The 19,245-nt window shown below is 69.4% G+C and carries 14 protein-coding genes and 2 pseudogenes; 5 read left to right on the top strand and 11 right to left on the bottom strand.

What is annotated here, in order from left to right:
- Window positions 1-448: 448 nt before the first annotated feature.
- Both ACGFZP_RS37675 and ACGFZP_RS37680 read right to left on the bottom strand, forming a co-directional pair.
- Window positions 449-655, bottom strand: coding sequence for a hypothetical protein (locus tag ACGFZP_RS37675; protein WP_392941472.1), 207 nt, complete (start codon window positions 653-655; stop codon window positions 449-451).
- Between the two features lie 260 nt (window positions 656-915).
- Entirely contained in the window at window positions 916-1,209 is a 294-nt protein-coding gene (locus ACGFZP_RS37680; protein ID WP_392941473.1) for a hypothetical protein, read from the bottom strand.
- Window positions 1,210-1,505: 296 nt separating this feature from the next.
- Between ACGFZP_RS37680 and ACGFZP_RS37685 the strand changes: the two are divergent.
- Window positions 1,506-2,421 (top strand): annotated as a pseudogene (locus ACGFZP_RS37685) (IS5 family transposase).
- Window positions 2,422-2,563: 142 nt separating this feature from the next.
- Here the strand turns inward: ACGFZP_RS37685 and ACGFZP_RS37690 are convergent.
- From ACGFZP_RS37690 to ACGFZP_RS37710, 5 genes are all read right to left on the bottom strand, one after another.
- On the bottom strand, window positions 2,564-5,305 hold the full coding sequence (locus ACGFZP_RS37690) for a TerD family protein (RefSeq protein WP_392941475.1): 2,742 nt from the start codon (window positions 5,303-5,305) through the stop codon (window positions 2,564-2,566).
- Entirely contained in the window at window positions 5,295-7,373 is a 2,079-nt protein-coding gene (locus ACGFZP_RS37695; protein ID WP_392941477.1) for a DEAD/DEAH box helicase family protein, read from the bottom strand. The genes ACGFZP_RS37690 and ACGFZP_RS37695 overlap by 11 nt, the downstream gene beginning before the upstream one ends.
- A complete protein-coding gene (locus tag ACGFZP_RS37700) occupies window positions 7,370-7,762 on the bottom strand; it encodes a hypothetical protein (protein ID WP_392941479.1) in 393 nt (130 codons plus the stop codon). The genes ACGFZP_RS37695 and ACGFZP_RS37700 overlap by 4 nt, the downstream gene beginning before the upstream one ends.
- A 364-nt stretch (window positions 7,763-8,126) precedes the next feature.
- Window positions 8,127-8,309, bottom strand: coding sequence for a hypothetical protein (locus ACGFZP_RS37705; protein ID WP_392941481.1), 183 nt, complete (start codon window positions 8,307-8,309; stop codon window positions 8,127-8,129).
- A gap of 231 nt (window positions 8,310-8,540) precedes the next feature.
- Complete coding sequence (locus ACGFZP_RS37710; RefSeq protein WP_392941483.1) at window positions 8,541-9,260, bottom strand: TnsA-like heteromeric transposase endonuclease subunit; 720 nt, start codon at window positions 9,258-9,260, stop codon at window positions 8,541-8,543.
- Between the two features lie 484 nt (window positions 9,261-9,744).
- Here ACGFZP_RS37710 and ACGFZP_RS37715 point away from each other — a divergent pair, with 484 nt between their 5' ends.
- Window positions 9,745-10,182, top strand: coding sequence for a TIGR02391 family protein (locus ACGFZP_RS37715; RefSeq protein ID WP_392941485.1), 438 nt, complete (start codon window positions 9,745-9,747; stop codon window positions 10,180-10,182).
- A 371-nt stretch (window positions 10,183-10,553) separates the two neighbouring features.
- Window positions 10,554-10,757, top strand: coding sequence for a TIGR02391 family protein (locus ACGFZP_RS37720; protein ID WP_392941590.1), 204 nt, complete (start codon window positions 10,554-10,556; stop codon window positions 10,755-10,757).
- Window positions 10,758-11,139: 382 nt separating this feature from the next.
- Here ACGFZP_RS37720 and ACGFZP_RS37725 read toward each other — a convergent pair whose 3' ends face one another.
- The 4 genes and pseudogenes from ACGFZP_RS37725 to ACGFZP_RS37740 all read right to left on the bottom strand — a co-directional run.
- A complete protein-coding gene (locus ACGFZP_RS37725; RefSeq protein ID WP_392941487.1) occupies window positions 11,140-11,322 on the bottom strand; it encodes a hypothetical protein in 183 nt (60 codons plus the stop codon).
- Window positions 11,319-13,628 (bottom strand): hypothetical protein, encoded by a 2,310-nt coding sequence (locus ACGFZP_RS37730; protein WP_392941489.1) that lies wholly within the window; start codon window positions 13,626-13,628, stop codon window positions 11,319-11,321. Before ACGFZP_RS37730 ends, ACGFZP_RS37725 begins: the two co-directional genes overlap by 4 nt.
- A 118-nt stretch (window positions 13,629-13,746) precedes the next feature.
- Window positions 13,747-15,090: a pentapeptide repeat-containing protein gene (locus ACGFZP_RS37735; protein ID WP_392941490.1), complete on the bottom strand. Its 1,344-nt coding sequence runs from the start codon at window positions 15,088-15,090 to the stop codon at window positions 13,747-13,749.
- 207 nt (window positions 15,091-15,297) lie between these two features.
- Window positions 15,298-15,397: pseudogene (locus tag ACGFZP_RS37740) on the bottom strand (helix-turn-helix domain-containing protein); the annotation flags it as partial.
- Between the two features lie 725 nt (window positions 15,398-16,122).
- Between ACGFZP_RS37740 and ACGFZP_RS37745 the strand changes: the two are divergent.
- Window positions 16,123-17,880: a cation:proton antiporter gene (locus tag ACGFZP_RS37745; protein WP_392941593.1), complete on the top strand. Its 1,758-nt coding sequence runs from the start codon at window positions 16,123-16,125 to the stop codon at window positions 17,878-17,880.
- Entirely contained in the window at window positions 17,877-19,196 is a 1,320-nt protein-coding gene (locus ACGFZP_RS37750) for a DUF2254 domain-containing protein (protein ID WP_392941492.1), read from the top strand. The genes ACGFZP_RS37745 and ACGFZP_RS37750 overlap by 4 nt, the downstream gene beginning before the upstream one ends.
- The last annotated feature ends 49 nt before the right edge of the window (window positions 19,197-19,245 follow it).

Here is a 19,245-nt window from a genome sequence, read left to right on the forward strand (position 1 = left end):
CCGCTACGAGAAGACCGCCACCGTCTTCCAGGCCGGACTCCACATCGCGGGCATCTTCATCTGGTCCGCCCGCTGATCCAAAAGAAAGGCCCTAGTCCTCGGCCGGTGGGCCCGATTGGACCTGGCGTACGGCGTGGCGAAGTCGGATATGCCTCAACGTGGTTGGACCGAGACGGTTGCCCTGATCGATCGGGATGAGGAGCGTCTGCGCCAGGACCTCGTCTGGGCTGTCGCAGTGGCAGCCGGGCAGTTGACCTGAGCAGCCCCATTATTCGCCGCCGCTGCGCTACCCAGAGCTGAGCGGAAGGCGTCGGGCCCGCCACAGCTCGGCAACGACTGGCCACCTCATCCTCACCCATCGGGACGAGGCGGTCGCCATGGCTACCGGGTCCATGCCTGCCGCCGAGCGCGACCGGTCCGAAGGCTGGGGCGTGTGAGTGACGGACTGTCAGTCCGACAGGTCGGCTCTTATGTCTTCAAGGTGTTCGAGGAGCCTGTCGAACGCGGGCCTTGCCACGGCAGCGAACCTGTCCAAGTCCTTTCGGCGGCCGGCCCGACGCAGGGCCTGGATGTCTTCGAGGATCTCGCTGAGGCCCTGATGAATCCGGGCGAGAGCTGTCAGGAACAGGTAGGACGGCTGCTCGGTGGCTTTCAATCGCACCGTCCTCTCCTGGCCGTCTGTGCAGGTTCACTGACTCGGGCAGGCCGGGCGACCCGGCCTTGCCCGAGTCGGTGACGGAAGATCAGCTCTCAGGCCCACCGCGGTGAAGGTCGGCCGACGGCCGAGCACGGCAACGATCTGGCCAGTGCTGCCGCCATAGGCGTCAGTCGGCGTCACGCGCGGGGCGGTGGGCAGGATGCGTCACGACAAGCACTGTCGCAGGTCGGTCATGGTTGGGCCGCTGGCCACGAGCCCTATCGGCGGACACGGCCTGCCTTGCGCCCGACACCCACGGCGACCTCCTCCAGCACGCTCCTGGGCATCCGGTCGACGATCCTCCTGTCCGCTAGCCACGACGGGTCCCCGCGCAGGAACTCGACGGTCATCTCGAAGCCACCGTTGTCGTCGAGCAACAGGTTGTGCTCTTGCACATACCAGCGCCGCCGGTCGCCGGGCCGCGTCACCTCGAACGAGGTCTCGCAGTCCACATCGTTGCCGTGCGGGCAGTTGTCGTAGTCACCGCAAGGAAGCACGCTGTTGTCAGCCATGCCGAGATGATGGCACTTCGCCAGGGGACATCACAGTGGGCCGAATCCACAGGGTGTCAGTTCGAACTTCTCTGAACAGGAGCCTTGTTGCCCCGAACATCGACCGACTCCGCAGTCCGCCGCGAGAAGGGAAGAGGGTCATGCGCGACGGCAGACGTCCTGCCTCACCCGGTGCCAGTGCAGGCCCGGCAGGCCGGTCCACGGCGAGGACGGGCGGGGCGGAGCGCCCAACCGCCCGCATCCATACACCGGAGCTAGGCAGTGTCCTGGCGGTCAGTTGAGTCGTTGATATGACCATGGGGAGTAGGAGTGATCTGACGGATGCCCAGTGGGAGCGCCTGGAGCCGCTTCTGCCGGTGAGCAACGGGCGTTGTGGTAGGTGGCGTGACCATTGCCAGGTCGTGAACGGGGTGCTGTACCGGATGCGCACGGGCGTGCAGTGGCGCGATCTGCCGGAGCGTTACGGTCCGTGGAAGACGGTGCACGAGCGGCATCGGCGCTGGTCGGCGGACGGAACGTGGGAGATGCTCCTGCGTCGGATCCAGGCCGAGGCGGACGCGGTGGGCGAGATCGACTGGGACGTCTCGGTCGACTCGACGTCCGTGCGCGCACACCACCACGCCGCCGGTGCCCGGCATGCTCCGCCGCCCGCTCTCAAAGGGGGCTCTGCCCGGGCGGTCAAAGCCGTTCGGGTTCGGGCGGAACTGATCGACCGGCTGGCGGAGGTGGGGCGCTCGGCCGCTCGCGCGGCGGGTTCACCACCAAGATCCACCTGAGTCCGGACGGCCGCTGCCGGGTGCTGTCGCTGGTCATCACGCCCGGGCAGTGCGCCGACTGCGCCCGGTTCGAGCCGGTCATGAACAAGATCCGCGTGCCGAGGCCGACCTGCGGCAGGCCGCGTACCAAGCCGGACAGCGTCAGCGCCGACAAGGGCTACAGCAACCGCCGAACCCGCCGCTACCTGCGCAGACGCGGAATCCGGCACGTATCCCGGAGAAAGCCGACCAAGCCGCCAACCGGGTCCGACGTGGCAGCGCCGGGGGCCGGCCGCCCGGTTTCGACAAGGACCGCTACAAGAAGCGCAACACCGTCGAACGGGCGATCAACAAGCTCAAGGCCTTCCGCGCGGTTGCGACCAGGTTCGACAAGCGCGGCTACGTCTACCTCGGCACCGTCACCGCAGCCGCACTCGTCATCTGGCTCCGCTCATGATCGCCAGGACACTGTCTAGCACGCTATGAGCCGCCCACGCCACCTGCTCGGCAGGCGCTCCCCAGGTCGCCGCGGTGCTCATGGTGCAGTATCCGCACGAGTCGGCACACCCCTTGTCCCCTCGCCTGAGGCCCCGTCAGGGTCAGGGTTCGATGTTGATGCCGTAGTCGGTGGCCAGGCCCGCCAGGCCGCTGTCGTAGCCCTGGGCGACGGCGCGTGCTTTCCAGCCCGGTCCGTGGCGGTAGAGCTCAACGGCGACCACGACCGTCTCGCCCGCGTCGTGGGCGGGCGGCTCGAAGCACAAGGCATGTCCCGAGAGTTGGGTGATGTCCGCCTTCCAGGTGGTGCGCTGGTCGAAGACCGCGGTGGGTTGCGCTTCGAGGTCGACGCTCACCACCACAGCGACCGTGCGGACATCGTCGGGGATGCGGCCGAGGTCGGTGGTGATGGTGTCGCCGCTGGAACGGACGCCGTCCTGGTGGGGGTGGTTGTAGAAGACGAGGTCGTGGTCGGCCCGGACCTTGCCGTCGCCGGTGAGGAGAAGTGCGGAAACATCGACCGGAGCGCCAACAGTCGTGACGCGTACCGTTGTTGTCTCGGTAGGTAGGGGCGCGTTGCCGCCCTTGGCCAGCAGCAGCGGCACGAGGCCCTTCCCGTCAGGGGACGGTGCGGCGAGGTCGGCGGCGGGGACAGCGGGGGAGTGGGCCGGGGGCGTGCCGGTGCGGGTGAGGCCGGCGAGGGCGCGCTGCAGGAGCGGCCAGCCTTCGGCTTCCCCGTCGGGCCAAGGCCACCGTAGCCGCTGGGTGCCGAACTGCTGGGCAGTGGGCGGCTGTCCGAGTGCCTCCTGGAGTTGAACGTAGCGCAGGCTCTCGATGGCCAGCCGCTGCAACTCCCACTGCCAGCGGATCTCCTCCGGGTCCTGGGCTGCCGGCCAGGCGCTCTTGGGGACGGGCTTGCCGCCGAGCGCTTGGTACACCCGGCGGGCGAAGTCGTGGCCGTCGCCCGTGAGCAGGCGGGCGGGCCGCTTCTGCTCGGACGGCGCGGGCTCGCCGATCGCGGTGTAGAGCGCCCCGAGGTCACCGCCGGTCCAGTGGTTGGCGGCGGTCGTCGCGAACCGGGAGAACTGGATGAGCGTGGGCGGGCGCCCCTTGAGGGCGACGTGGCGGTGGTACTGGTGGGCGACCTCCTCCAGTTCGCGGCGCCACCGTTGCTGCAAGTAGGTGTCTAGGTAGCGGTCGCCCCAGGCACGGCGGTGGCGGGTGACGATATCCCCCACATGCTCGAAGCCTTCTCGGCGCGAACCGCGGCTCATGTTGAACGTGACGCTCGCGAGCCAGCCCCCGGACTCGGCCGGAACACTCCTACCCTCCGAGATCGACTCCGGATCTCCCAACTGCTGTTCGGCGGCGTGCAGTTCCTCGAAGAGGGAAGCGTCGACGGGGCAGCCGGCCGTGCGCAGCTCGGTCAGCTCACGGTCGTAGTAGCTGGCGGCGTCGGACAAGGTGGTGCGGGAGTAGGGGCCCTCGCACACGAACCACGCGGTCAGTCCGATGCCGTGCCAGAACCAGGCCGCCGCACCGAGAGCCTGGGTCATCGTATGGTGCGGCCGAGGATTGCTGACGATGCTCCCCGGGTGCTGCTTCAGCATCACCGTCTCCCACAGCCGTCCGACCTGGCCCAGGACCCCGGGCGGCAGAGCCTGCAGGTACAGCTGAGGGGTCCGGTCCTCTCCGGGCGAGGACAGGTCCATCACTTCCTCATCGAGCAGGCCCCACAGCGAGGGCATCCCCTTCGCCTGGCGGGCGTGTGCCTGGTCGAAACCCGCCCACCAGTCTCGCAGCACGGACACCCGCTCCTCGATGGGAGAGACGGCGGTGCTCGTGCCGAGGAACGCCGCGAGCATCGCCTGGACCTCGTCCTCGCCGATGCCCGTCTCAGCCGCCGCCTCGGCTGCCTGGGAGGACATGCCCACATACAGGCGCGCCTCGGGCAGGGCGGTGATGACCTCCTCGTCCGGGTGCGGCGGGGCCTGGAGGTAGTCGAGTACAGCCAGCCAGTCGCCCGCGAAATGAGCGGAGACCACCGGCTGCAGTGCGCGGGTGAGGACCCGCCGCGCCAGCGGCGTGCCCTTCTTCGCCTTCGCCGCGAACCCTGCCGTCAACTGCTGCAGTCGCTTCATCCGGTGACGAGCCACCAGCTGTTCGAGATCGGCTGCGGCGAGCGCTTCCAGCAGGTCCAGACGGGCCTGCTGCTGCCCGCTGCGGTCGAGTGCGTGCCAGCCGCCGCCGAACCGGAAGACCTCCAGTGCACCGGAAGCGATGCCCAGCAGTCGGTAGCGGTCCTCGATCGCCGCCCACACCTGCCGCTGTTCCTCACGAGTACCGGCCGGCCCCGCCGCCCGCACCCGAACCGGCTCCATCAGCGTCTCGAACAAAGGCACCAGCAGCGCCCACAGCAGCACCACATCCCCGCCCTCGGCGACGGTGAGGCGGACCGTGTCGCCAGCGGCCACCGTCAGTGCGTGGGCCGGCCGGTGGCGCAGCAGATGTGGTAGGTTGACCACCCCTGCCTTCAGCGAGAGCTGCTGCGGCAGGTACCATGCGCCGCGCCGCTGCTGCTCCTGAACCCCGAACACCTCCGCGCACAGGGCGCTCTCCGTGCAGGTGAGAGTCGCGGCCTTGGCGGTGTCTGGGACATGAGCCCCCTTGCCGACAGTGACGGCAGCCACCGGCTGGCCCTCGAGCGCGGCGGCCAGCAACCGGGCCGTAAGCGCGTCGACGTCGGTGAAGCGCTGCTGCCGGCCGGCCGCCGCCTCCACGCGAAGTGCTTCCTCAGGGTGGGCATCCGCGGCCGAAAGCCACCACCGCGACGGGTCAGCTGCCACCGGTCACCTTCCGTATGAGCTCGACGAACTTCTCGAACGGCAGCGGCGACGCCGTGCCTTGCGCGTAGACGGCGTAGCGCTGCGCCATGAACTCCATCTCCCGCTCGGCCCGCCTAGCCTCCACCCGATCCAGCTCATGCACGACGCGCTGCTCCACCCGTCCTCGCTCGTACAGGACGAACGCGTCCATCCTGCCCGCACCGTCGTCACCTCCGGCACCTTCCGCAGGGTCGTCCTCTTCCTGCCCGTCACCCTGGAAGGAAGCGGCCTCGATTGGCGGGGTGTCCAGCAGCAGAGCCGGGTCCATGTCGTTGTCCGCGCACAGCGCCTCCAGGTGGTCCTCCAGGCCGAGTTCGGCGTGGCAGACCACGTCCAGGTACTGCTGCCCGGCGGGTACGCCCGGGTGGCGCAGCACACGGACACCGCGGCCGATGAACTGGTAGAACTCGCCGAAGCTGCCGTAGGGGCGGATCGGCACGACGACGGTGACGGGCGGGAAGTCGTAGCCCTGGCCGAGCATCCGCAGCTGCACGATGCCCTGCAGGTCCCCGGAGTCGGACTCGAACCTGCGCAGGGTGGAGGCGATGGCCGCTGTGGGCATGCTGTGGTGCAAGGTGGCGCAGGCGATCCCGTGCTCCTCGGCGATCCGCGTGATCTGCTCGGCGTGGGCCTGGCCCATGGCGGAGAACAGCACCCGCGGCTTCACGGGGGCCAGGAGCTTGGCCTGCGCGTCCAGGCAGGCGCGGGTGGCCGCCATCACGTGATGGATCGGAGCTTCGGACTGTGCGGTGATACGCGCCATCCGCCGCTCGTCGCCCAACACGGCCAACAGCGCGTCACGGCCCACGATCTGCTCGCGCCGCCCATCCGGCCATGTGGCCTCGTAGACGGTCGCCGCCACGTCCGGCGCGAAGCGGTGGACCCGCAGATTCTTCGCCGAGCCGTCCGCGACGGAGTCCACCAGACGGTAGCGGTAGACGACATCGGCATCGATCGGCCTGCCGTCCAGGCGCCTGAAGCATGCGGACATCAGCAGCGTACGTGCGTCCTGGAAATGTGCGAACAGCCGTTGGTAGGAGGCGCTGGCCGCGATGTGCGCCTCGTCGACGACGATGAAGTCCACATCTCCCGGCTGCAGTTTGGCCAGCAGATCCCCGCCGTCCTCGCCCGTGCCGAGGGAATGGAAGTTGGTGACCAGGATGTCGGCGGCCAGCAGTCGCTCGCGGCTGACCCGGCTGATCTGCCCGTCCGCCGCGTCCAGGACGAGGATTGCCGGCGGGCGCGCACCGGGCAGCAGCGGGCCGCCCGCCAGGCCGTACAGGACGTTGCCCGGCGCACCAGGGTCGAGGGCCTTGGCGAACGTGCCGCGAATGACCGAGCCCGGCGTCACCACCAGTACGCGCCGCTTGGCGAACGACAACGCGGCCGCGACCCCCAGCGCCGTCTTGCCGGCCCCGACCGCCATCACCGCGGCCGCGTGCCGGCCTCCCGACGCGTAGTAGTTCGCCAGCGCCCCCAACGCCTCGTCCTGGCAAGCCCGCAGCGGCCCGCGGTCCACCCGCGCCCGCACGTCGTCGAAGTACGATCCGCCCCCGGCCCCGAACACAGATGCCCGGCGGGGAGGATCAGCCGCCCGCATCGGATCACCCACCATGTCCGGGACCTCGACATGAGGTGAAGCGGTCAGCAACGAAGCCAGCGCCGGATCCTGACGCAGCATCGCCTGCAACTGCGCGACGCAGCGCGCTGTGTCCGTGCGCACCGCGTCATAGGAGAACCGCAGCACCGTCAACCCGGTGGCGGCCAGGTCGTTCTGCCGCAGACGGTCGTAGGTGAACGCGGCCCGGTCGCTGTGGAACGCGAATCCGTCCAGCTCGACAGCCACCCGCAGCGCGTCACCCGCGATCAGGTAATCCAGCCGGTAGGTGCGCTCCTCGACGGTCACCGGGTACTGGCTGTGCACCCGGGCGACGATGCCCTGCCCTGCCGCCGGGGTGAGCACCCACCGCAAGAACGCCTCCTCCAGGAACGAGGTGGCGGGGATCAACCGCTCCAACCCAGCGCTCATGCCGGGCCGTCCTCGAGGTCCGCCTCGGAGGCAAGCGCAGCGACCTTCTCCGACAACTGCTCCACCAGGTCCTCGCCCTGCTCGAAGCGGGCCAGGCGGCGCGCCAGGCCGAGAGCCTCCACCAGGGCACCCTCGCGCTCGAGCAACTCGATCAACTGCGGCACAGAGGACACCCGCACGAACGAGGGCTCACCGTCAGTGGAGTCGAACGACACAGCTTGTGGGGCGGCCTCCATCAACTTAAGGTCGAGCAGAGCGAACACCTCGAGCAACTCCAGCGCATCAGGGTCAGAACGGCGGTCAGCCCACAGCTGGCTGACTGCGTGTTGCAGGACGAAGTGGTAGTCCATCGCCGAACCCGGGATCTCCAACGCCTCCCAGACCCGCACGGCCAGCTCCGGACCCCGCGCTTCGCGCGGTAGGTGCCGACTGGCAGGTGTGGCAGAGGTACTGCCCTCAGGAGTTGGCCACATCGCAGAGCCGTACGACTCGTCGGGACGGTCCTTCGCTCCTGGAAGTGACTCGCGGACTACACCGGGGCTGCCCGTGAAGCTCAGGCCAGGGATTGCCGCCATCCGTTCGAACCACGGTTCCATGTACCCCACCGGTCTTGAGTCCTGTATCGCCACCTGCCGCGAGCAGGCCACCCACCCCTGCGACCGCCCAGTTTTGCAGGACCCGGACCTCACGGGCCACGCATTCGGAGCAGACAATGGCAGCCTCGGAGACCAAGCGCTCGATGTTGGCCTTCAGTTACTTGATGCTCTGGGTCAGCCAGGTCACCGGATCCTTCGACGGATGGCTGGTCCATTTCACCTGGAAGATCACCGCCCGCTTGCCCTCCACGGGCAGGACAGCGTCGCGGCCGCCGTCCCGGTGGCCGACCGGGAAGCACTGGATGCTGGGGAAGGCCCTTGCGCCAGCAGGGCGTTGCACAGCTGCTGGAACGGCTTCTCCATGAGCCGCTCGTAGTTGTAACGCCCCGTCAGCTCCGACACCGCTCTCCCCACACACGTCGACCGCATACCCTTCGAGCCGACGACGCTATCGGAGCGGACCCACACCCGGCGACGGCTGCTCAGGCGCGTCGCATCCCCTGGGATAACCGCACCCGGCCGGCCCGCCGAAGACAAGCGCGGCACCCGGCGGCAGCCGTGCCCGGTCGGTTCAGCCGCTCTGGGATTCAGCGGCCTTGGGGAAGAACGGCTGTGCGATCTCGTACAGGTCCCGGCCGTCGGCTGCACGCCAGTAGAGCGTCGCCTGGACCGTGCGCTTGGGCTTGCGTTTGCGGCCGGTGGCCTGCTGGGCGATCGCATCGAGGAGCGGACCCGGCTTGGCCTCCGCCAGAGCGGCCTCCACCTGCCGGTCCCCGAACCGCGGATGCCGCCTGCGCGAGACCCACCGCAGATTCGCCAGGGCCACCCCCGACGGCAGAGCTGGCGCCGCCAACTGCCATCCCGTTGCCGCGCACGCCTCACGCAGCACCTCCAACTGCCGCTTGAACCGCTCACCGGGCCCGGTCTGCGGAGGACACATCACCACCAGCGTCTCCCCGCCCGTGGTCCGTACGAAGAAGTCCGGCACCAACCGCCGCTCCCGGCCGCGCTCCCGCCACACCAACTGCGCCGACCACCCGCCGAAGTCGGCCACGCCCGGATGGAAGTCCAGCAGCATCGCCGTCGACAGTCGGTCCAGAGAACGACAACCCACATGCCGCCCACTCGTCGACGACCACCACCAGGTCGCGATGCTGCGCTGCGCTGGGTGACGCGAAGGCCGCCACACCTCGCCGAGCTCCTCCAACGGAACCCCGGCCAGCCGTTCGGCGGGCAGCGTCCGCCGCACCTCGTTCCCATCCAGATGAAGGACTTCCAACTGCCGTGCCATGAGCTCTCCCCGGGACATCGCCGTCGACTGCGCGGCCCGCACGGAGCGGACCGAACCACCTGGTAGCACAGCGCCTGACTCCGTCGTCCCGTCTGTCAGTCACGCACCCGCCATTTCAGGACAGTTGCGAGCCAGGGACACCGTTCGGGCTGATACCGGTCGCGGTGTTATAGCGCGGCCCAGCAAACGCAGCCCGTGCCTGGCCATCGGCCGCGCCCTGCAGCAGACACGACCAGGTGGCCGGCCTGCATGTCGAGTCACACCAGGCGGTGCTTGAAGTGGTGGTGGACAGGATTGCCCCGAAGAGCTAACCGGCGCCGCCGAGTTCGGGATATAGTCGAGGCACTCCGTGCCTGTGGGCGCGTGCCGCCTGGCCACCGCCTCGGGCGAACCGGGCCGCCGCCGGGACCACAGAGGATGCACCCGGCACTGGTTCTGGCCCCTTTCGTGTCCAGCGGTCTGCCCGGAGGCATCGCGCGGTGGGATGACTCTGCTTCCAGCGGACCCGCCCGGCGTGGTGATCTTCCGCAGTCAACTGTCCAACCGGGGACCGGAAGCGGACATCGTCGCCAGTGCGGCGGTCGTCGAGCGGGTCCTGCCGAGCTGGCGGACCGAGGTCCCGGACGGCGACAACAGGTCGGTCAACCGGTGGTGCCAGCACCGGGAGGCGGTACAGCGCGCGGAGGTGGTCCTGCGGCGGGACGCGGAGGTGCGCGAGAAGCTCGGGGACGACGCGCCGCAGTTGAGCGCGGCCACGATGCATCCGTGGGTGTGGGGCGGGGCCCGGGCGCTGTGGCAGAGCGGGCACTACCGGGAGGCGGTCACCGCCGCGGCCCGGCACGTGAACGCAGAGGTGTCGACGGTCAGCCGATTCCCCACCCCGAACGTCATGAAATGGGCCAGGGGGATGCTGACGCCGTAGCCGAGGAGACCCTGGGGACGATGACCATGCGTCGAGATACCCAGGGCGCCAGAGGTTCCCGGGCCGCCCGATAGCCAGACCGTCGTTCAGGCAGGTCAGGGCTGTCCAGGGTGGCCGAGAGGCCAGCGCGAAGCGCCGCCGAAGGCGCCCTTGACCGACTGGACCAGCCGCACACTCAGCCGTCGGGCGGCCCGTCACGGCCTCGGCCCGGGTGGGGAATTACGTGACGCTGATCATGTAGATCGTGGGGAATTGTTTGACCGCTGACAAGAGGCGCAGAACAAGGTCGGACGCCGGGACGCGAGCGAGAGTGCGCTGTTCCAGAGTATCTTCTCCAAGGACGCCCCCAAACCTGCCAGCCGAGGCTTCGGCTGATGGCGGACGACGGCAGCGATACCTTCCGCAGCGTCCACCGCGGTGTGGCCGCGTTCGCCGAGGGTGCCTTCGCCGCGATCCGCAATCCCAACAGCCACGAAGCTGGCCTGCCGGAACTGCCCGAGCACGAGGCGCTGGAACAGCTGGCAGTCTTCAGTGCGCTCGCCCGCTGGGTCGACACAGCTGCCCTCGCCGTGTAAGGGCGGCGCCGCGCGCTGCAGGTATGGCGGTTCCGGGTCTTCGCCATGGTGACCGCCGCGATGGCCCGCTCGTCTCGCGGGCAAGGACCTCGACTCGGACAACCGCGGCCTGGAAATCCTTGAAACCCAGGCCCCCTCCGTGCGCGCCGTCAACCGTCTCACCAAGTTCGACGGCTACCTCAAGCCCCACCGTGCGGATCCCCGCCGCCGGCCCGCCACGCATGAGTGCCCCCGAACCAGCCGACCGGCTCGGGGGCACAGGGCTTCAGCTGAAGCGCGGCTGAGACCTCACCTCGCAGTGACCGAACGCGCCAGCTTGATACACAACTCCTTTCGCCCCGGCGGGCGCTCCTCTTGATCACGGTCTGCCGGTTCATCAGTGTCAGAGCCCTTTCCGGGCCGTGGGCGGGGGAAGGCTGCGGAGGGTCTGTTCGGGTGTACGCAGACCCAGTTGTCTCGTGAGGCGGTCGAGGCCGGGATCGGTGCCGGGGGGCCGGTTGTCGTAGAGGAGGTCGGTCAGGGCCTCGGTGCGGGCGTCGACCAGGAACCCGGTGGCGCGAGTCACCTGCAGCTGGTGCTTCTTGGCTTCGAGGTAAGTGCGAAGGTGCTGCAACGAGTGCGCGCGATCGTGGCCGGCGGGGTGCTCATCCAGATCAGGACGTAGCTGTCCTGCCGTGTGGTGCCGCCGATCAGCGCAAGGGTGTGCGGAGCGCGGTCCTTGCGGCTCTTCCTGGCCAGCCGGGCTGCGGCGCGGCCGAACTGGCGTTGGGTCTTCGCCGATCCGTCGAGCAGGGTCGTACTGGTGCTCAGCCACCCGGGGGCTCTGGTCGCCGTGACGGCGTCCACGAAGGCCAGGAGCGCGGGGTCGGCGTTCATCGTGGGTTTGTCGGCGGCGACGGGGGAGTGCCCGAGCTGATGGAAGTACCAGTCGTCGAGTGCGTCCGTCTCGCTGACGAGTACCTGGACCCTTTCGTCGGCGCGACGGCGCTGCGCGGCGACGGTGACCTCCCCGAACTGGGGCAGCTCCTTCTGCACGGCCCGGGGGTCCGGTTCGACGTGGAGGCCCTTGCGGAAGAAGTGCAGGAACAGGTCGAGCTCGTCGACCGCGCGGAACTTCATCGTGGTTTCCGGTGAGGTGCGCCGTCGTAGGAAGAGCAGCAGTTCGGCGGGCCGGTCGACGAGTTCGGTGATAACCCGCAGATCGTGGAGGGACACGGTCCACGGGTGTGCGGTGCCGGGTAGCAGGCCAGCCGCGGCGAGGTCGGCGGTGGTCGTCGAGATGCCGGAGAGGTCTTCCAGGCTCACGGCGACGGTGTGCACTTCCCTGATGTGGGAGAGGTCGAGCCAGGTGCCGTCGCGGAGCCTGAGGCCGTGGTCGGTCTCGATACGTTCGCGTACGCGGTGGGCCTGCTCGGCGGCCTGCGCGACGATGCGACCCAGGTTGCTGCGCAGGCGGCGGCTCTCGCCGGCACGGGCCAGGGGAGTGAGGGCCCCGGCCTTGGCCTCCATCACGATCGCGACGTCGTCGATGAGGATCAGTCCGTCGGCTTCCACGGTGCGGGTGTACTGGGCCGGGTGGGTCTGGGGTGAAGGGTCGGAAGGGTCGGGAACGTGGTACTCGAAACCGGCACGCACCGTCGCCCCGGGCAGATGCCGCAGTAGCAGCTTGGCCGCGGCCTGTTCGAGATACGCGCCGCGGTGCTTGCTGTAGGTGTCCCACCGCCCCGCGTCCTTGAGCCGCTGCTCGACCAGTTCGCGGACCGCCGGCAGGGGCAGCGCGTCATGGACGAGCAGGACGCGCCCTTGGCCGTCCTGAAGGAGCGGAGTCATCCGCAGGGTCGACCGTCCGGCCAGGAACTCCAGTGCCACCTCGCGGGCGGGCCGCGGCTGCACGGCCAGGGTGAAGGCACTTACGACGGCCTGGACGATGTCCTGGCGCAGCCCGCAGTGACCGGCGATCTCGGCGCAGGTGAATGCCGCCGCTGCGGCTGGCTGCGCCCACGTGTGCTCCCAAGCCCGTCGGGCCGCCTCGTGGGAATGTGCGCGGTTCTGTGCGGCTGTGACCGGGTCTGTGGTGGTGCTTTCCTCGTGGAGTTGCATGGCAGCGGAGAAGGTGTCCCGCAGAACGGCGAACCTGCGCTCCCATGCGTCGGAGCGAAGGTCGTTGCACGCTTCGAGGACGGTTATGGCTTCGCCGGTGGTGAACCCGAGGACCTCACGGCAGTCCTGTTCCACCCGTGGGTCGGTGAACAGCTGCTGCAGTGTGTCGCGCAACATGTGGGGATAGATCGAATTGCGTACGGTGACCTCACGCAGGACCGAGGACATGCTGATGAACGACATCGAGTCCGCTACCGCGGCACTGCGGAAGAGAAGTGACACCGAGGCAGTGCGGAAGCAGTCCAGTGCCGCCTTCTGGACCGGTTCGATGTCAAACCCGGCCGGAAGCCGTTCACCGGTTGGGGTTGACGGAACTGGCGCTGCGTCGCGGGAGGCCGCGAGGAGCGCCACGAGTTCGATCACTGCCGCGATGCCGTCGTGCTCGGAGGCCGGTTTCCCGGCCTGGGGCAGGTAGGCGTTGCGCAGTCGCAGGATTTCGACGAGGTCCCAGCCGTGGTGCGGGGCGATCAGCTGCATCAGCTCCTCGACGGAGTGGTCGAGCGCGTCGTCGGCGGCGGCCTCGGCATCGGCCAGGTTCTCGTGTCCCGCGTACGCCGCCAGTCTCGTGATCGCCTCCTCGATCAGACGAGCGGGCAGCGAGGCCGGATCCAGCCCCAGGGCGCTCGAAGGAGCCTGCTTGCTGCGGCGATTGACTTTCGCGCGGCGTGAGCGCCGCGAGGATTTTGCTCCCACGACGTCCAGACTAGACATCGCCGCTGTCATCTGCCGAAAACAGCTGTGGTGCAGGCGTCTTGGCCCGGGGACAAACCCTCAAGTCCGGACCTGTGTCTGTCCCTGGGGAGTGTGTTCGAGGAGGTTCCTTCTCCTCTCACCGTTTGACGCGGTTGCGGACGGCCAGCACGGCGAGGGCGAGCAGAGCAGGCTCGGCCCCCCGCGCCAGGAGTTCGATGTAGGTACCGACGGGCGTGAGGTTCTGGCCGGCAGACCGGAACACCCCTGAACTCACCGTCACCCGCAGCGCCCTCTCCAGGCGACGGGAACTGAGTCGGTCCTGCCAGGGGCCGGTCGGTCGTCCGGCTGCTGGCGTGGTGGTCGTCACCGTCACAGCCGAGCCGGTGATCGTGCCCGTGGTGACCTGCCGGGGAGGCTGCTGGGGCAGGCCCCACAGGGCGAGCAGGAGTGTGGTCGCCAGCACGGCGGCCGCAAGGCAGACGAGGGCGCGCAGGGCACGCAGGCCGTAGCTGGACACGGCCCAGTAGAGCAGCAGCAGAGCCCGTTCGGCCGCCGACCGGGTTCGGTCGTGACGGCGCATCTCCATTTCGCCGTAGTAGAAGTCCGCCGCGTCCGGCTCGTTCTTGCCGTCCTCGAGTGACTTCCGCAGCCTGCGGTACAGCACTGTCAGGGTCGCGGGCTGGGGGACAGGAACGCCCGGCGGGCCGGCGCTCCAGCCGCTGGCGCCCTGATACGCGCGCCAGTGATGCTCCTCGGCGAGGGTGTTGCGTGTGCTCCAGAGCACGGGGCGCCGGCCGTGGCGCCGCAGGCCGCGGGGAGGGCGTGCCATCCGCGTTGTGCCTTCGAGTCTGAGCTTGTCGAGGTTGACGGCCCCGGTGAGGACGCAGGTGGTGAGGTCGATGTCGGCCAGTGCCAGGGTGGATGCGTCGACGCCGCCGAGTGAGTCGACACCGGCCTGTGGGTTCCGGCCAGCGAGCACGGTCTCGTCGGGCGTCTCGTTGAAGGGGGAGGGGTTGGAGGAGACGCTGAGCAGGTTCGAGGCCGTCGCGTCGGCCAGGTCGACGCTCGCGTAGCGCAGACGCAAGGAGGCCCTGGCGTCCCAGCGTGTGCCTCTGCATCGGACTTTCGATGCGGTCGCCGAGACGGTCACGGCGGTGCCGAACACGGCGCCGCCGAGGTCGAGAGTGCCGGCGCACAGGACGGGGCCGAACATCGAGGCTGTTCGGAACGTTGCCCGGTTGAACCGTGCGTGGTCGGCGAAGGCGGTGCCGCTGAAGCGGGCCTCTCCGGCGAACACTGCCTCCGTGAAACGGGCCTCGGGCCCGAACGCTGCTTTGGTGAAGTCGATGCCTGCCGAGAAGTCGGCCTCGCGGAAGTCTGCCCGGTCCTCGAACCGGGCCGTGCGGAAGCGGGAGCTGCCGCCGAACGAGGCGCGGGTGAAACGTGCTCCCCGTCCGAAACGGGCGAGGTCGAACCACACACCGGCAGTGAAGGCCGCTCTGGTGAAGTCGGTGTCCTTGCCGAAGACGGCTCCGCGGAAGTCGGTGGCACTGTCCTCGAAACGGGCACCGGAGAAGTGGGCCGCGTCACCGAAGAGCGTGTTGTTGAACTGCGCACCTGCCCGGAAGCGGGCGTTGTCGAACCACGCCGCCTGGAAAGTCGCGTTGGTGATGCTTCGCCTTCCACGTGTAGACCGACTGCCGTGAGACCCCGTATCGCTGGGCGACCTCCGTGATCGGCGAACCGTCGAGCACCTCCAGCACCGCCCGGTACCTCTGCTCGACCAACCAGTCGCCCTGCTGCTGGCCCTCTGCCTCCTGAGTCACACCCGAAGCATCTGAAGTGCCATCAGAAACTGTCAAGGGTGTCCCGAGAACATCATGTCAATGATGTCCTGAGCCCTCACATCACAGCTCCGTGACGTCAGCCGTCAAGCTGCGTGTGTTGTGACCGCTTCCACGGTGCCCAGGGGCCGGTCGGATCCGGGTCGCGCCCTGAACCGCGACCACACCCGGTGCCATCGGCTCGCGCGCGGACATGACGACCTGTCCGAGCCTGCGGGAGGAACGGCCCACGACGCGTGGTGATGGCCGGTGCCAGAGCCGTCCACGTCCTCGTCTGACGGCAGGACCCGCGGTGCCGCTCGGCGAATCAAGGGAGCACCCGGATGCCCGGCATCCAGCGGCGAACCGTGCCGATGCGGCTGGAGCGCCGTTACGTTCCCGGCCGCGTCGGCGCCCGGCCACCAGCCCCGCCCCTCGTGCTGTGCCGGCCGTGGGTGCGCTGCGCCAGCATCGCCAGCCCGCCCGGGCTCGACGCCGCCTCGACCTGCTCACCCGCCGTCACTCGACTCTTGAGCAACCCGATTGGATCACTGTTCGCAAGCTCGGGTTCCGGGGCCTGTAGGGCTGATCGGGTGGCCGTTGTCCGTGTCTGTCGCGATGGGCGATGTGGGGTCCGGAGGGCGGGGTTTGATCTCCTGGACCCTGACGTGGCGAGGAGGAGGGTTCACGTGACAGACGAGGACATCCTCCTCGGCATCGCCCTGACCGTCGCCCTCGCGACCGGCTCGCAGGTGCTGGCGAAGAAGCTGCGGGTCCCCGCGCTGATCGTGCTGCTGCCGGTGGGCTTCACTGCGGGCGCCCTGACCGACGTCATCCACCCCGGCCAGCTCGTGGGCGCGGACTTTCCGGCGTTAGTCTCGCTGTCGGTCTCCGTGATCCTCTACGACGCCGGCCTGGGCCTGAATCCGCGCAATCTCACCGGCCGCACCCGCGGAATCGTGCTCAAGCTGCTGACCGTCGGGATCCTGGCCACCTTCTTCGCCGTCTCGGCCATCGGCCCGGCGCTCTTCGGCATCCCGCTCAGAGTTGCCGCCATGATCGCCACCATCCTGGTGGTGTCCGGCCCCACGGTCGTGGGCCCCCTGCTGGAGTACGTCCGGCCGACGGACCGGCTGCGGCGCATCCTCATCTGGGAGGGAACGCTGACCGACCCGATCGGAGGCATCCTCGGCGCCATCGTCTTCCACGCCGTGGCGACCACCGGCCGGATCGACATCGGACGGGGCTACCAGATCGGGCAGTTCCTGATCAGCATGGCCGTCGGCATCGCGGGCGGCGCGGTCGGAACCGCCCTCCTGTGGCTGGCCCTTCGCGTGCTCCGGCTCGGTGAGACGCTCGGCACGCTGGCACAGCTCGCGACCGTCGTCGTCGTCTCCGCGGGCTGCGACATCGCCCGCGACGACACCGGGCTGATCGCCGCCATCGTCACCGGGCTCGCCGTCACCAACCTGCCAGGTCTGGACATGCCGGCCCGCCGGCCTTTCCTCGAAACGCTCGTCCAGCTGATCATCGGGTTGCTGTTCATCTCGATCTCGTCCGCCGTGGCTCCCAAGTCCGTGGTGCCCGTGCTCGTCCCCTCGTTGATCCTGATCGCGTTCCTCGTCCTGGTCCTCCGGCCGCTCATCGCCTTCACCGCTGCCCGCCGCTCCGACCTGACCGCGGGCGAATGGGGCTTCCTCGGATGGATGGCGCCGCGCGGCATCGTCGCGGCATCGACCGCGTCCGCGTTCGCCGCCAGCCTGGTGCAGAAGGGGCTGCCCGGTGCATCCAAGATCGTTCCGATCACCTTCCTGGTGATCGTGGGGACGGTCCTGGTCTACGCGCTGACCGCCGCACCCGTCGCCCGTCGCCTCGGCGTCATCCGGCCGGCCCGAACCCGGCCGCTGCTCGTCGGCGGCGACGAGTGGGTGATCGGCCTGGGCAGGACCCTGCAGTCGATCGGACTCGACGTGCTGATGTGGGCGGGACTCGACGAGGAACGCGAGCGGATCACGAGGGCCGGCATCGAGCTCGCGCACGGCGAGATGCTGGCGACCGCGACCAATCCCCGAGCCCGCCTCGAGGGCGTCACGGCCGTGTTCCTGCTCACCGACGACGACGACTTCAACGCGCTCGCCTCCGTCGTCGTCAAGGACAACGTCGAAGGCCCCGTCTACCGCGTGGGCCCGCCGAAGGACAGTCACGGCGTGGTCGCTCCCTATACGGGAGGCGACATCCTCTTCGGCCGTGCACTGGTCCGGCACCGCCTGGCGGCCCGCTACGCGCAAGGCGCCCGCTTCCGCGTGCAGCCGGGATCCCTGCCGATCCCCCCGGACCACGACGTCCTCTTCGTCGTCAGCGCCGACGGCCGCCTCGCCCCGGTCACCGAAACGCAACCGATCACGCCGCTCCCGAACGAGACCGTCATCCTGCTGAGCCCGGCATGATGTCCTGGGCCACCCGCTTCCGGCTACAGCAGTACGCCAAGGCCAGCCTCTGGATCATCCCGCTGCTCGGGCTCGTGCTCGGCGTCGCCCTGGCCGAGGCGGCAGCCGCCGCGGAAGGAGCCTCCTGGCTGCCGAAGACCTGGGACTACTCCGCCACGACCGCCAGCAGTGTCCTCAGCTCCGTGGTCGGCTCCATGGTCGCGCTGCTCGGGTTCGTCGTCACCATCGGCGTCCTCGTCATCCAGCAGGCCACTGGCACGCTCTCGCCCCGCTACATGCGGCTCTGGTACCGCGACCGGCTGCAGAAGGCCGTACTGGCGACGTTCATCGGCACGTTCGCCTTCGCCTACACCCTGCTGAGGAGCATCGAGGAGAACTCCGTCCCCAACCTCGGTGTCACCCTGGCCGGCGTCGCCGTCTCCGCCAGCCTCCTCCTTCTCCTGATCTACCTCAACCGCTTCACCCACAACCTGCGCCCGGTGGCCATCGCCGACATCGTGGGACGCCTGGGCGAAGGCGTCGTGGACCGTGCCTCGGCGCACGCGCGACGATCCGTCCTGCCCGGCGCGACGCCGCCGGCGGGCGCCCCGACGGGCCGGGTCCGCTCGGAACGCGGCGGCGTCATCCAGGCGATCAACGTCCCCGGCATGGTGTCGCTCGCCACCCGGCACGACTGCGTCCTGGTCCTGGCCGCCTCCATCGGCGACTTCGTACCGCCCGGCAGTACCGTCGTGGAGATCCACGGCAGTGCGCCGCTGCCGGATTCCGACCGGGTGACCGGGCTCCTCGCCCTCGGCGCCGAGCGGACGATCGAGCAGGATCCGGCCTTCGCCCTGCGCATCCTCGTGGACATCGCCATCCGGGCGCTCTCCCCCGCCGTCAACGACCCCACCACGGCCATCCAGGTCCTGAACCACATCGAGACCTTCCTGTACACCGTCGGCCGCGTCGGACTCCGCAGCAGCTACGTGCTGGCCAACGACCGCGGGCGGCCTCGGCTCGTCCTGCCCGGCCGGTCGTGGGAGGACTACCTGCAGCTCGCCGTCACCGAGATCCGCGACTACGGAGTGAGCTCCGTCCAGGTGTGCAGGCGCCTGCGGGCGCTCCTCGGCGGCCTCCTCGCGGCGCTTCCGCAGGAGTGCCGGCCCGCCCTCCAGGTGGAACTGTCCCTGCTCGACCTCGCGGTCGACACGGAGTACGGCGACACGCCCCGCCGGGCCGCCGCGCGGACCGCCGACCCCCAGGGCATCGGCGGGGGACGGCACCGCAGGGACGCACCGCCCGACGGCCCCGCACCCGGCAGCACCGGCCGATAGACCGTCACGGCGGCCCGGCCCGCGCCCGGGTGCTCGGCCGCTCCGCTTC

Origin of the sequence: Kitasatospora sp. NPDC048239, assembly GCF_043202015.1 — a bacterium.
Classification (GTDB): Bacteria; Actinomycetota; Actinomycetes; order Streptomycetales; family Streptomycetaceae; genus Kitasatospora.

Bases quoted from the DNA above. Each gene is read 5' to 3' on its own strand.
- ACGFZP_RS37680 (WP_392941473.1), bottom strand. From the start codon at position 1,209: ATGGCTGACAACAGCGTGCTTCCTTGCGGTGACTACGACAACTGCCCG.
- ACGFZP_RS37695 (WP_392941477.1), bottom strand. From the start codon at position 7,373: ATGAGCGCTGGGTTGGAGCGGTTGATCCCCGCCACCTCGTTCCTGGAG.
- ACGFZP_RS37710 (WP_392941483.1), bottom strand. From the start codon at position 9,260: ATGGCACGGCAGTTGGAAGTCCTTCATCTGGATGGGAACGAGGTGCGG.
- ACGFZP_RS37715 (WP_392941485.1), top strand. From the start codon at position 9,745: ATGACTCTGCTTCCAGCGGACCCGCCCGGCGTGGTGATCTTCCGCAGT.
- ACGFZP_RS37730 (WP_392941489.1), bottom strand. From the start codon at position 13,628: ATGTCTAGTCTGGACGTCGTGGGAGCAAAATCCTCGCGGCGCTCACGC.
- ACGFZP_RS37750 (WP_392941492.1), top strand. From the start codon at position 17,877: ATGATGTCCTGGGCCACCCGCTTCCGGCTACAGCAGTACGCCAAGGCC.